This is a genomic window from Helicobacter ailurogastricus (assembly GCF_001282945.1).
GTDB lineage: Bacteria > Campylobacterota > Campylobacteria > Campylobacterales > Helicobacteraceae > Helicobacter > Helicobacter ailurogastricus.
In genome coordinates this window covers 1-13,430 of sequence record NZ_CDMG01000006.1, presented here as the reverse complement: position 1 = coordinate 13,430, position 13,430 = coordinate 1, and the positions used below count along the sequence as shown (strand labels likewise).

9 protein-coding genes are annotated in these 13,430 nt (G+C 47.8%); 6 read left to right on the top strand and 3 right to left on the bottom strand.

Annotation, left to right across the window (positions count from 1 at the left end; translation table 11 throughout):
• Nucleotides 1-2,386, top strand: a 2,386-nt coding sequence (locus HAL07_RS04695) for a PBECR3 domain-containing polyvalent protein (protein WP_503089849.1), incomplete at its 5' end; no start/stop codon positions are given.
• Nucleotides 2,387-2,728: 342 nt separating this feature from the next.
• Here the strand turns inward: HAL07_RS04695 and queF are convergent.
• The 3 genes from queF to HAL07_RS04680 are packed head-to-tail and all read right to left on the bottom strand — an operon-like array spanning nucleotide 2,729 to nucleotide 6,157.
• On the bottom strand, nucleotides 2,729-3,169 hold the full coding sequence (gene queF / locus HAL07_RS04690) for a preQ(1) synthase (RefSeq protein WP_197271610.1): 441 nt from the start codon (nucleotides 3,167-3,169) through the stop codon (nucleotides 2,729-2,731).
• Nucleotides 3,156-5,906, bottom strand: a complete 2,751-nt coding sequence (gene ileS / locus HAL07_RS04685; RefSeq protein WP_053945304.1) for an isoleucine--tRNA ligase — start codon at nucleotides 5,904-5,906, stop codon at nucleotides 3,156-3,158. The genes queF and ileS overlap by 14 nt, the downstream gene beginning before the upstream one ends.
• A gap of 2 nt (nucleotides 5,907-5,908) precedes the next feature.
• The gene (locus HAL07_RS04680) at nucleotides 5,909-6,157 is read right to left on the bottom strand and encodes an RNA-binding S4 domain-containing protein (RefSeq protein ID WP_053945303.1); all 249 of its coding nucleotides are present in this window, start codon (nucleotides 6,155-6,157) and stop codon (nucleotides 5,909-5,911) included.
• Nucleotides 6,158-6,271: 114 nt separating this feature from the next.
• Between HAL07_RS04680 and HAL07_RS04675 the strand changes: the two genes are divergently transcribed.
• From HAL07_RS04675 to HAL07_RS04650, 5 genes are all read left to right on the top strand, one after another.
• Nucleotides 6,272-8,227: a methyl-accepting chemotaxis protein gene (locus HAL07_RS04675; RefSeq protein WP_053945302.1), complete on the top strand. Its 1,956-nt coding sequence runs from the start codon at nucleotides 6,272-6,274 to the stop codon at nucleotides 8,225-8,227.
• 85 nt (nucleotides 8,228-8,312) lie between these two features.
• The gene (rpsL, locus tag HAL07_RS04665; RefSeq protein WP_053828667.1) at nucleotides 8,313-8,717 is read left to right on the top strand and encodes a 30S ribosomal protein S12; all 405 of its coding nucleotides are present in this window, start codon (nucleotides 8,313-8,315) and stop codon (nucleotides 8,715-8,717) included.
• A gap of 9 nt (nucleotides 8,718-8,726) precedes the next feature.
• On the top strand, nucleotides 8,727-9,194 hold the full coding sequence (gene rpsG, locus HAL07_RS04660; RefSeq protein ID WP_053828666.1) for a 30S ribosomal protein S7: 468 nt from the start codon (nucleotides 8,727-8,729) through the stop codon (nucleotides 9,192-9,194).
• A gap of 10 nt (nucleotides 9,195-9,204) precedes the next feature.
• Entirely contained in the window at nucleotides 9,205-11,283 is a 2,079-nt protein-coding gene (fusA, locus tag HAL07_RS04655) for an elongation factor G (protein WP_053945301.1), read from the top strand.
• A 316-nt stretch (nucleotides 11,284-11,599) separates the two neighbouring features.
• The coding region (locus HAL07_RS04650; RefSeq protein ID WP_238374489.1) for a methyl-accepting chemotaxis protein at nucleotides 11,600-13,430 on the top strand (1,831 nt) is incomplete at its 3' end.

The window sequence follows — 13,430 nt, the reverse complement described above, 5'->3', positions numbered from 1 at the left end:
GGGCAATGAGCCCCAAAACCCCAGCACAGACACGACTAAGGGGGAAGGGGAGGGGGACACTAGCCCTAAAGGCAACATAGAGGACACAGGCACAGACTTTAAAGCCATCGCCCACGAACTTTACACAAAAGCACAGGCGCAAGAAGGGGGGTTTAGGGGGTTGCTAGAGAGCATACCCGGGCAACACGAGTTAGAAGCGGATAATTTGCTTAAAGGGGTGGAGAGCTTAGAGCGTAAGCTAAAGAGTAAGCAGGGGGATATTGGGGCGATTAGCGACTTCTTAAGGGCGGCCTTTAAGGTGGAGAATCGAGCACAATTAAACGCCCAATTAATGGCGATTGAGGACACCTTAAGAGCAGAGGGCATAAACCCCGTTATCGAGTTTCACCACAGAAGCAGCAAATACAAGGGGCTACATATCCAATTCAATTATAACGGCGTGGCAAGTGAAATTCAGCTACACACTTCTAAGAGTTGGGGCATAAAGAAAGAACTAGACCCCATTTATCATATTACAAGAGACCCACAGGCTCTAGCCAAACTCAGCTACGAGGAAGTTGTCGCCTTAAAAAAACAAAGCCAGCAAATCGCTCAAGATTTGGATTTAGATATAAGCGACCTCACCTCATACGCTGTTAAATCTTTCAACGCCCAAAACTCCGAAAAGTCTGTATTGGTGAGAAAGTCGCCCACACTAGGAAACGACACCCAAGACTCTTTAGAAAAGTCAAATTCAAAACTCTTTTCTTCAGAGGTAGATACCGCGTATAACCGCCCCGACTCCGCATTAAGTGAAAATTCTAGCTTATCTGGTGATAGTGGAAACATACAAACCGCTAAAGCCGACTCTACCACAACCCCGCTTAAAATCGAAGCCAACCCTGCCTTTGGCGAGAACTTCGCCGAATATGCAGGTAAAGGCGCAGAGGCGGTTAAGAAACTCTTAGAGGAGAAACGCGGACAAGTGTCCGGGGCGTTTTATCGGCAGGATTTGGGGTATATTGATTTAGTGTGGGGAGACTCTAAAAAAGGGCTAGCCCATATCCTAGAGAGAAGGACAGCACAGCACGGGGAGCCACAGGCTTTAGAATTTATCCACAACTTGCCTAGAATCTTACAAGAGGCTAGATTTTATCGTGAAATAGAGGATAAAATCGAGCTTGTAACGACTACAGACATGATCGTTCTTGGAAAGAGGGGGGATAATAAGTTTGTATTGACAAGCTTTAGAGATAGGAGAAGTAAGGGCAGATTTGACAATTTGGGGAACCCACAGACGGGAGACGATGTGGGTTTTACGGGTAAGTCGGTGTCAGAGCCTAAAGCGGATGATGTTCTCTTACCCAACCAAGCTAAAGATACCACAACCCCGCTTAAAGCCATCACACAGCGGACTCAGGACTTAAGCCCACAGGAGATCAAAAGCCATATTGAGGGATGGGATTTAAGCCCAAAAGCCAATGCCAATCACAAGCAACGCTTAAGGGTTTCTAAAATTGACCCCATAGAGGCGCAAGAGCTAGCCAAGGCCTTTAAGTTTAAGGGAATAAGGGATTTAGTTCGAGAGATTGACGCGCACCAAGTGCTCCACGCTTTAAGTGAACACGGCGATGAGGCTAAAGAGGCTAGACGGGGGCAAATTGCGATCACGCTAGAGGACATCGCCCACTACCAAGAATACATCAAAAACCCCGACTTTAAAAGTGTGCAAGATAATGGGCGCATTGTCTATGGCAAGCAGATCAACGGGCATGCGGTGGTGATTGAAGAGGCTTTAATAGGGCAAGACAAGTTAAGGTTTTTTGATATGTGGAAGCTAAAGGGGGCATTGAATGAAAAGGTTTTGCTAGCCCACAGCCAACGCCCTAACACGACTCCAAGCCTTGATCTTGAAGGCCGTATGCCTAGCAGTGAAAGCGACTCTACCACAACCCCCCTTAAAAAGCAAACCACAGCACAGGGGAAAAACTACCTAAAGAGCCTAAGCCCTGAAGAGTTAAAAAAGGCAGAGGACGAAACTTACCAAGATTTAAGCCTTTTAGCTACAAAGCCCCTAAGCACCACGCCTTTGACTAAAGAGCAACTTTTTAAAGAGCTCAAGGGCTATAAGCATTTTGGGCACGACTTTACAGAGTTCAGAGATAAGGGGTTAGAGGCCCTAGAGCTCATCGCCAAGAAAAAGCACGGACAAGTTTCCGGGGCTTACTATAGGGCAGACTTAGGCGCGATTGACATAGGCTATCAGTTGCCCCTAAGCAACAACACCCAAAGACCTCGAGTTGTCCTAATGTGCCTGCTTCGGTTCTGCCCTTTTTGGTTACGGGCTTGGTGGTTGTTAGCCGTGTTAGAATGGCTCTTAGCATATTGCTCCTTTTTTGTTTTGTAGGGTTGTAGTCTAGCCAAGAGAAAGATTAAAACAAGGGTTAAAAGCATTTAACGCAAGTCGTTAGCAAGTTGGGGGCTGTGGCATGGAGGGGCTTGGGCATGTGTTTTTTAAAAAAATTCTTAGATTGGGGGGTTTTACTGCTCGTGGTTTGCTTAAAGCGTGTTATAATGTCCCAATTGCCTTTTGTGGCTTAAAATTGACATTATGCCTTGATGTGTGCTATATTGAGGCATTTTGTGTTCTTTATGATTTAGCATTGTCGTTACCCTAGAGCTTTAAGTGATGGGTTTTTTTGTGTTCCCTGAGTGGGACTTTCTTAAGGCTTGTTTGAAGGGGGTTAGATTAGTATTTCATGAGCCTTTGGCGTTTTAAATCCCCATAATCGGGGATGGCGTAATTGGTAAAAGGCTCGATGGCGAGGCTTCCCCTTTTGGTGAATTTGGCGAGGACTTCTAGGTATTTAGGCTCAAGCAAGGCGACTAGGTCGTTTAAAATCTTACCCACGCAATCCTCCCCAAACATCCCCTCATTGCGGAAACTGAAAAGATAGAGTTTTAAAGACTTGCTCTCAACCATTTTAGCCCCGGCGATGTAGTTAATATAAATCGTGGCAAAGTCGGGTTGGGCGGTGATGGGGCATAGGCTCGTGAATTCTGCGCTCACTAGGCGGGTAAAAATGTCTAGGTTAGGGTGTGGATTGGCAAAGGCCTCTAGCAGTGTGGGGTCATATTTGTCGATGTAGGGGGTCTTTTGCCCCAAATGGTGTAAGTTATAGTTGGGCATTTTCTAGCACCTGAGCGCAACGCTTGCAAGGCTCTAGCTCTTTGAGGCTAGTGAATTGCCAACAGCGGGGGCATTTGTGCGCGCTGGCTTTATAAAGCGCAAAGGCGGGGGTGTCTAATAGGGCGTTTTCTTTAGGCCCACACACGCTAGAGACCATCAGCCACTCAGCGTAATGCTTAAAGCCATCGGGCTCTTTTAAGTGGATTTCTAGCTCCAAAGAAGTTTTAACCTGCTTGTCTTTTTTAAGGCTATCTAGGGCTTCGCTAAAGAGGGTGCGTAGGTGCAAGGGGGTTTTAAACTCTTCAAGCAAAGCCTCGTTTGGGTGCAAAGTGGGTTGCTTCAAGTCAAAGACACCATCCCCACTTAACGCCACTTCTTTAAAGAGGGGGCTAGCGTGGCTAAAGACTTCCTCAATGGTGTAGGTTAAAACGGGGGCTAAGGTGAAACTTAATTGGTGCGCTAGGTGCAACATGGCGGTTTGTATCCCCCGTCTTTTGGGGCTGTCTTTGCCATCGCAATACAAGCTGTCCTTGCAAATGTCTAAATAAATGCCGCTTAATTCATTAGCGATAAAGGTTAAGAGCTTTTGTAAGCCCTTGACGAAGTCGTGCGCTGTAAAATGCTCTTGTACTTGGCTAGATATTTGTGCGCTTTGGGCTAAAATCCATTGATCGATTGTGCTTAGGGGGCTTAGGTGTTTTAGATCGGCGATGTTGGCGAGCAAAAAGCGCAAGGTGTTGCGGATTTTTTTATAGCTTTCAGCGGTTTGGTTAAAGAAAGCGTGCGAGACGCTTAGGTCGTTTTGGTAGTCATTCAGCACCACCCACAGGCGCAAAATGTCGCTGCCATAAGTTTTTAAGATGTGTTCTAAAGAAATGACATTGCCCTTAGATTTGCTCATCTTGTGCCCCTTCTCATCGACCGTAAAGCCATGCGTCAAAACGCCTTTAAAGGGGGCTTTGGAGTGGGCAATACAGCCCAAGAGCAAAGAGCTTTGAAACCACCCTCGGTGTTGGTCGCTGCCCTCTAAAACGACATCGCTAGGGCATAGCTTTAAGCGCTCCTCACACACCGCCTTAAAGGTGCTCCCGCTGTCAAACCACACATCTAAAATGTGGGGATTTTTCTCTAATTTGGGAGCTAGGTGCTTGAAGTTTTCGGGCAATAAATCGCTAACCTCAGCCTCCCACCACGCATTGCACCCCTTTTTGGCAAAGATGCTTTTAATGTGCTCTAAAATGGCGGGCTCTAGCAGAGGCTCTTGGCTCTCTTTGTCTAAGAAGAACGCCATCGGCACGCCCCAGCTCCTTTGGCGCGATACACACCAATCGGGGCGTTGCTCGATCATCGCTTTGAGGCGGTTTTTGCCCTGTGGGGGGGTAAATTGCACCTTTTCAATCGCCTCTAGAGCGACCTCTCTTAAGGTTTTAGTGCTCCCATCTGGTTGTAAAAAGGGTTTATCCATTAAGATGAACCACTGTGTGGTGGCGCGGTATAAAATGGGCTCGTGCGTGCGCCAACAATGTGGGTAAGAGTGCGTGATGACGCTGTGGTGTAAGAGATTGTCCTTAAGCAACTCTAAAATTTTGGGCTGGATCTTGAGCACATGCGTGCCTAAAAACTCTTGGGGCAAGAGTTTTTTATGCAAGATTTCCTCATTGTAGCGCCCAAAGTCATCCACGGGCACTAAAACCTCTAAATCGTATTTTAAACACAGATAATAGTCCTCTTCCCCGTGTCCGGGGGCAGTATGCACCGCCCCGCTGCCCTCTTCTAAACTCACATGCTCGCCCAGCACCACTAAAGAAGTGCGCCCATTTAAGGGGTTGATTGCCTCGTATTTTTCTAAAAGATCGCTTTCAAAACTCCCCACAATCTCACCCTTTAAAATCCCCTTTTCTAAGAGTTTAGGGGCAAGTTCTAGAGCCGCAATTTGCCCTTTGGAAGTGATGGCGTAAGTCGTCTTAGGTTTTAGGGCAAGGGCGACATTGGCGGGCAGGGTCCAAGGCGTGGTTGTCCAAATCACTAAAGAAAAATCTTGAGGCGTGTGCTCCACGCTAAAATGCGCCTCTTTGGCGAGCAACTCTGCACTTTTGGGGGCTAAATTAAAGGCGACAAAAATCGAGTCGGATTGCTTGTCTTGGTATTCCACCTCTGCCTCAGCCAGCGCGCTTTGGCAGGCCCAGCTCCAATAAACGGGCTTAAAGCGCTGCTTGAGCAAGCCCTTTTGTGCCACGATGCAAAGCATGTCATAAATGCTCGCCTCAAAGGCGTGGTCTAAGGTTTCATAAGGGTGGTCGTAATCGCCCACCACGCCCAATTGCAAAAACTCCTCTTTTTGTATGTCTATGAATTTTCTAGCGTGCTCATAGCAACGCTTGCGAAACTCCAAGACTTGGTTTTTATCCTTAAACTCTTTTTCCACTTGTTGCTCGATGGGCAAGCCGTGGCAATCCCAACCGGGGGTGTAATCTATGGCGTAGCCTGCAAAATAGCGGTGCTTCACCACGACATCTTTTAAGATTTTATTGAGGGCATGCCCGATATGCAAATGCCCGTTAGCATAAGGCGGTCCATCGTGCAGATTAAAGCTTTGCGCCCCCTTGCGTCTAGCCCGCATGCGCTCATAAACGCTCTCCTCCTGCCATTTGGCGTAAGCTTTGGGGGCGTTTTGCCCTAAATTCGCGCGCATGGGGAAAGTCGTAGTGGGTAAAATCAAAGTGTCTTTGTAGTCCATGTTTAATCCAAATTTTTGATGTATAAGTGGCTTTGGGCTTTGGGGATGGTCTTTAGCGTGGGGATCGCCAACACCTCGTAACGCTTGGTTTTGTCTAAATAGGTGATGGCGATGATGTCCCCCACCTTGACCTCTTTACTCGGCTTGACCCTGAGCCCATTTAAGGCGACTACGCCCTCATTTAGCATGTCCAGCGCAACAGCGCGCCTCTTTGTGATGTTTGTGGCATTCAAAAATTTATCAATACGCATTTTTCCAGTTTAGCAAATTGTGGCTAAAAATGGGCTTTTGAACCCCTATGGGTGCATATAACACTTTTTGAAGGCTTTCATGGTAGAATAGGCAATTTTTTAGGAGCACCGCTCATGTTTTTTAAATGGACTTCTGCCCAAAAAACCCAAAAAGCAAGCCCCAAGAACACCCAATTCACCCTAGCCCCTGCAGATTTGTCTAAAGCCAAGCTAGAAGGTGCTCTGCTCTTAGCCTTTGTGCCCGCCTCGTTGGACTTTAACACCATTGTGCGCACCCTTGAGAATCAATTTAGCCACATCCCCGTACGCCTTGCGATCCAAACCGCCGGGCAAATTGGGGGCTCAAGCACGGATTTTTACAACCTGCAGAGCCACGAGCGCATTTTGCTACACGCGTTGGGTACGGATTTGTTTGAGAGTGTAGAGGGTTTTATGCTAGACACCCTTTGTGAAGACTTGCAAAAAGGGCAAATTTCTATGGACCTACCCAGCCGTAAGCAAAAACTTAAAGAGTTGATCGAAAGACAGGTGCGCCCCCAAATGCCCGTCCACCCCATAGACACTTTTATTTTAAGCTACTTCCCGGGTTTGACTGCCTCCGAGAGTTTCTTTTTAGAAGCCTTTGTGAACGCGGATGTGCCCCTCACTAACTTAGTGGGCGGGAGTGCTGGGGGTAAGCTGGACTTCAAAGAATCGTTGTTGGCCTTCAATGGCAGGGTGAGTGCCACAGAAGCGGTGTTGATGTATTGCAAGCTGGCTCGCGGATATCATTACGACATCTTCACCACACATAATTTTGAAAAAACCCAAACTTCATTTTTCATTGGGGAGTGCAGCCCTGAGCTACGCATCGTCAAGTCTTTTCTCATAGATGGCCAGCTGGTGAGTGCCGTAGATGCGCTTTGCGCACATTTTCACTGCACCCCAGAGAATCTACCCAAAAGCCTAGAGGGTTACACCTTCGCTGTAGAAGTGGATAAGCAACTTTACATCCGCTCCGTGGGGACCTTCAATCCCGATAAAAGTATTTTACTTTTTTGTGATCTGTATTTTGGTGAAACTTTGCATCTCGTCAAGGCCACAAATTTTATAAAGAACACCATGCAAGGCTACGAGCAATTTTCTAAAGGGCGTAAGGCAGTGGCGATCTTGGCCAATGACTGCACTTTGCGCCGGGCAAACAACCCACAAGATTTGGCACAATTTAGTGCCTTTGACACCTGCCCTATCAGCGGATTCTCCACCTTTGGGGAGGTGTCTAATAATTTGCACCAAAACCAAACCCTCACGGCGCTGTGTATCTTCGAGGGTGCACCTAGACCAACGGCCTTTAAAGAGTTTTTCACCCACTTCAGGGGCACTCTAGCCTATTACGAGCAAATCAAAGCCAACCGCCTGCAAAAGACCATCGCCATTAAAAACGCTCTGCTGGAACAATACCAGGGCTATAACCAAATTGTGGGGGCGAACAATATTTACTTAAAGAACATTGCCACAAAAGCCACGGCCAATAACGAGTATGTCAACGCCGTAAAAGAAGAGGCTCTTAAATTGCAAAACTCCATGGCAATGCTTAAAGAGCTTTCCAACAGCCTATCGCTCACCGTGAGCACCATCGATGGCAACATCAACGAGGTGTCCGAGGCATTAAAGAAAATTGATCGGGTGTCTTACCAAACAAATTTGTTGGCTCTCAATGCGGCCATTGAGGCAGCCCGGGCCGGCCAGCATGGGCGAGGCTTTGCGGTGGTGGCCGATGAAGTCGGCAATTTAGCCAATGGGGTGCAACAGAGATTAGAAGAGATTGGGGTGACATTCGCTTCTATGAACGAGGCGGTGAAGAAGATCGATGGCTCGTCTAAGGCGGTTTTGGACTCGGCCAATGAGAACAACACAAGCTTGGACGCGCTTGGCAAGGTCATGGCAGCGTTGCAGGATCAATCGCAGGAAATGGAGCAAATGGCGCAAGAAAGTTTGCGCGATTTGGAGCGTATCCAAGGACAGATTGAAGATGTGAAAACCCACATCAACGCCAACCAAGATCTGATCTACAAGCTCAACCTCGCGTAAAATGCTTTTGTAGCTAAGAAGCATTAAAGATTTTTAGTGTTATAATAACCCTTTTATCATGCAAAAATTACGATAAAGGACAAGAGTGCCAACCATCAATCAGCTCATTAGGAAGGAAAGGAAGAAGATCCTTAAAAAAACCAAATCCCCCGCTCTAGTTGAATGCCCCCAAAGAAGGGGCGTTTGCACCCGGGTTTACACCACCACCCCCAAAAAACCAAACTCCGCTCTAAGAAAAGTCGCCAAAGTGCGCCTAACGAGCAAATTTGAAGTGATCAGCTACATCCCCGGCGAGGGGCATAACTTGCAAGAACACTCCATCGTGCTTGTGCGCGGCGGACGGGTGAAAGACTTACCCGGGGTGAAATACCACATTGTGCGTGGTGCGCTAGACACAGCGGGTGTGAATAAACGCACGGTTTCTCGTAGCAAATACGGGGCGAAAAAAGCCAAAGCCGGAGCAGCCGGGGCTGAAAAGAAGAAAAAGTAAAGGGAAGAGATGAGAAGAAAAAGAGCACCCATTAGAGAAGTTCTAGGCGATCCGGTTTATAACAGCAAGGTCATCACTAAATTCATCAATAAAATGATGTATGACGGCAAACGCAGCGTGGCAGAAAAGATCATTTACGCTGCCTTACAAAAAATCGAGGAAAAAAGCGGGGAAAAGGGCATTGAGGTTTTTGAAAAGGCGCTAGAAAATGTCAAACCTTTGGTGGAAGTGCGCTCCCGCCGTGTGGGGGGGGCGACTTACCAAGTCCCCGTAGAGGTGCGCCCCGCAAGGCAACAATCCCTCTCCATCCGCTGGATTTTAGAGGCGACTAGAAAACGCAACGAGCGCATGATGGTGGATAAACTCGCCAACGAGCTGATGGACGCGTCTAGCGACAAAGGGGCGGCGTTTAAGAAGAAAGAAGACATCCATAAAATGGCAGAAGCCAATAAAGCTTTCGCCCATTACCGCTGGTAGGAGTTGCTAAATGGCACGCAAAACCCCTTTAGAAAAAATTAGAAACATCGGCATCGCCGCCCACATCGATGCGGGCAAAACCACGACCTCCGAGCGGATTTTATTTTACACGGGCGTGAGCCATAAAATCGGCGAGGTGCATGACGGCGCGGCCACGATGGACTGGATGGAGCAAGAGAAAGAAAGAGGGATCACCATCACCTCCGCGGCGACCACCTGCTTTTGGAAAGATCACCAAATCAATTTGATCGACACCCCCGGACACGTGGACTTTACGATCGAAGTGGAGCGCTCTATGCGGGTTTTAGACGGAGCTGTGGGCGTGTTCTGCTCTGTGGGCGGGGTGCAACCCCAAAGCGAAACCGTGTGGCGGCAGGCGAATAAATACGGCGTGCCCCGCATCGTGTTTGTCAATAAAATGGATCGCATCGGGGCGAACTTCTACAATGTCGAAAACCAAATCAAAGAGCGCTTGAAAGCCAACCCTGTACCCATCAACATTCCCATTGGGGCAGAGGACACCTTTATTGGCGTGATCGACCTAGTCGCCATGAAAGCCATTGTGTGGAACAACGAAGCGATGGGGGCAAAATACGATGTCCAAGAGATTCCTAGCGACTTGCAAGCCAAAGCCCAAGAATACCGCGACAAACTCTTAGAAGCAGTCGCCGAACAAGACGAGGCCTTGATGGAAAAATACCTAGCCGGCGAGGCACTCAGCGAGGAAGAGATCAAAAAGGGCATTAAAACCGGGTGCTTGAACATGTCCTTAATCCCCATGCTCTGTGGCTCTTCCTTTAAAAATAAAGGCGTGCAAACTCTCTTAGATGCCGTGATCGACTACCTACCCGCCCCCACAGAAGTTGCCGACATTAAGGGTGTGGATCCTAAAAGTGAGGAAGAGGTCCATGTGCAAAGCGGGGATGCGGGCGAGTTTGCCGGGCTGGCCTTTAAGATCATGACCGACCCCTTCGTGGGGCAACTCACCTTTGTGCGGGTGTATCGGGGCAATTTAGAATCCGGTAGCTACATTTACAACTCCACGAAAGACAAAAAAGAGCGCGTGGGGCGACTCTTAAAAATGCACTCCAATAAACGAGAGGACATTAAAGAGGTCTATGCCGGCGAGATTTGTGCCTTTGTGGGCTTAAAAGACACCCTCACCGGCGACACCCTTTGCAGTGAGAAAAACCCCGTGATCTTAGAGCGCATGGAGTTTCCTGAGCCAGTAATCCACATCGCCGTAGAGCCCAAGACCAAAGCCGACCAAGAAAAAATGGGAGTGGCTTTGGGAAAACTGGCCGAAGAAGACCCTAGCTTTAGGGTGATGACCCAAGAGGAAACCGGGCAAACCTTGATCGGCGGGATGGGTGAATTGCACCTTGAGATCATCGTGGATCGCTTGAAACGGGAGTTTAAAGTCGAAGCCGAAGTGGGCCAACCCCAAGTTGCCTTTAGAGAAACGATCAGAAGTGCGGTGCAAAAAGAACATAAATACGCCAAACAATCCGGCGGGCGCGGGCAATACGGGCATGTCTTTATTAAGCTTGAGCCTAAAGATCCGGGCACGGGCTATGAGTTTGTCAATGAAATCAGCGGGGGCGTGATCCCCAAAGAGTATATCCCGGCGGTGGATAAGGGCATCCAAGAGGCGATGCAAAGTGGGGTGCTCGCCGGCTATCCGGTCGTGGATTGTAAAGTTACCCTATATGATGGCAGTTACCACGAGGTGGACTCTTCAGAGATGGCCTTTAAAATCGCCGGCTCTATGGCGTTTAAAGAGGCATGCCGTGCGGCTAACCCTGTGCTTTTAGAGCCCATGATGAAGGTAGAAGTGGAAGTGCCCGAGGAGTATATGGGTGATGTGATTGGGGATTTAAACCGCCGCAGAGGGCAAATCAACGCAATGGACGACAGATTGGGGCTTAAAATCGTCAATGCGTTTGTGCCCTTGGTGGAAATGTTTGGCTACTCCACCGATCTGCGCTCTGCTACGCAAGGACGGGGCACTTATTCTATGGAGTTTGACCACTACGGCGAAGTGCCCGCTAACATCGCTAAGGAAATTGTGGAAAAGAGGAAGGGGTAAGCCTTTTAGAAAAGCAACCCATGGGGTTGCTTGCGCTAAGTTTTCTTATAAGCCTGCTTTTAAAACTTGGCATAGTGAAATAAGGTATCTCTTTAAGTTTTGCCCTCACTGCTGGAGTTGCTAAAATCCTGCCTTTTTTAAAAATGTCTAGCACTCTAACGGCTGTGTGCGCCAATCTCGCATGGGCGAAGCCAACTCTCTAGCCTTGATACAGACTTTTACCCTTGATTGCCCGATCTGTGTGTGAGCAAAATTTTGGGAGATTCTTTTTATTTAATTATTTAGTTTAGAATGCCCCCTATGTTAGGAGTCCTCATTGCGCTTGTTTAGTGGTTGGAAACTACAAAGTAAAATTATATTGATCATCTCTATCCCGGTGGTCGCCTTGTTGTCTTTTGTGTTTTGGCAATTAGACAGCACCTATGAGACCTTGGCGCGCAATAAGGATTTAGCACGCCAAATAGAGGTATCTAAGTATTTGTCCTTGTTGGTGCATGAGATGCAAAAAGAGCGCGGGATGAGCGCGGGTTTCCTCTCTAGCAATGGGGCGCAATTTGCCAAAGAGTTGCAAGCGCAGAGGCGACTTACAGACACCAAGCTAGAAAATCTCAAAAGTTTTCTGATCTCGACTTCAAGTTCAGACACTGGATACATGCAGATTTTGCAAAAAGGGCTGGATTCCTTAAATAAATTGCCTCAGATTCGCAGCGCTATGGAATCTCAGGATAAAAAAGCGCTCGTCAAGAGCACGGTTGCCTACTTCACAAGGACCATCGATTTATTCCTTAACACCGTTTTAGAGTCCATTAGAGTGATTCCCAATTCCCACATCACCGATGTTATGATGGGTTATATCAGTTTTCTTTATGTAAAAGAAATGTCCGGGTTGGAGCGAGCCATAGCAAATCAAATCTTCATCGCAAACGCGCCTGCGGATCCCAATTATTCTAAATTCATCTCCATAGTGGCGCAACAAGAAGTTTTTACCAAATATTTTCTCTCCTTTGGAGACGCGCCGGGCGTGGCGCTATTTCACCAAGTTTCTAAAGATTCGAGTTTCAAAGATGTCGAGGCGATGCGCCAAACACTGATCAGAAAATACCTCGTGGGGAATTTTGGCATTAAGCCCACAGCTTGGTTTAACACCATCACTCAAAAAATCGATTTGCTTAAACAAGTAGAAGATGGTATCAGCGCGCACATCGCCAAGCTTATTGAGATGGAGATCACTAAAGAACGCCATTATTTTGTGTTTTTACTCAGCTGTGAGCTGTTGCTTGTTCTCATCACCGGCGCGTTGTCTTTTTGGGTGGTGCGTGGCATCTTTAGGCGGCTACGCAAGGTCAATAAGGCACTTAGACACATCGTGGACAATAAAACTTTTACCAACGAGATCAGCATTGTTGCCCATGACGAAATAGGCGTGATGATTAGGGCGGTGAATGTCTTCATCGAATGCATACGCGACACTTTACAAAGAATCTTTAAGGAAGTGCAAAACAACACGACGATTTCTAAAACCTTAAGCGCTATTTCTACGGATTTGGATTCAAATTCCAAGCAGATCGAGCGCATCAGCCACAACAACACGGATTTAAGCCGCTCCAGCCGCCAAATCTTAGATGAGAGCGTGGCGCTATCCATCTCCACTAGAGAGCTCTTAGAAGGCGTGCTTAAAAGTGTGTCTGAAACCAAGACGGCGGTTTGCGTGATCGATGAACATGTGCAACGCAACATGGCTAATGAAGAAGAAGATGTTGCAAAAATGCAATCTTTAGCCACAGAGGCACAGAACATCCAAAGCGTGCTGGACGCGATTACGGAGATCGCCGATCAGACCAATTTATTAGCCCTGAATGCAGCCATTGAAGCCGCGCGGGCGGGCGAGCACGGACGGGGCTTTGCGGTGGTGGCCGATGAAGTGAGAAATTTGGCCGAGAGGACTCAGAAAAACATTACAGAGAGCGCGTCCATTGTGAAATACATCCTAGAATCCATCGCCAAAATCAACCAAGAGAGAAAGGACAATCTGCAATTAATGCAGACCCTAGCCCAGCACTCAAGCCAAATGCAAGAGCATGTCAATCATCTCTCCAGCACGATTGTAAGCGCGGTAGATCAATCTCTTGTCAATCTCAACAATATCC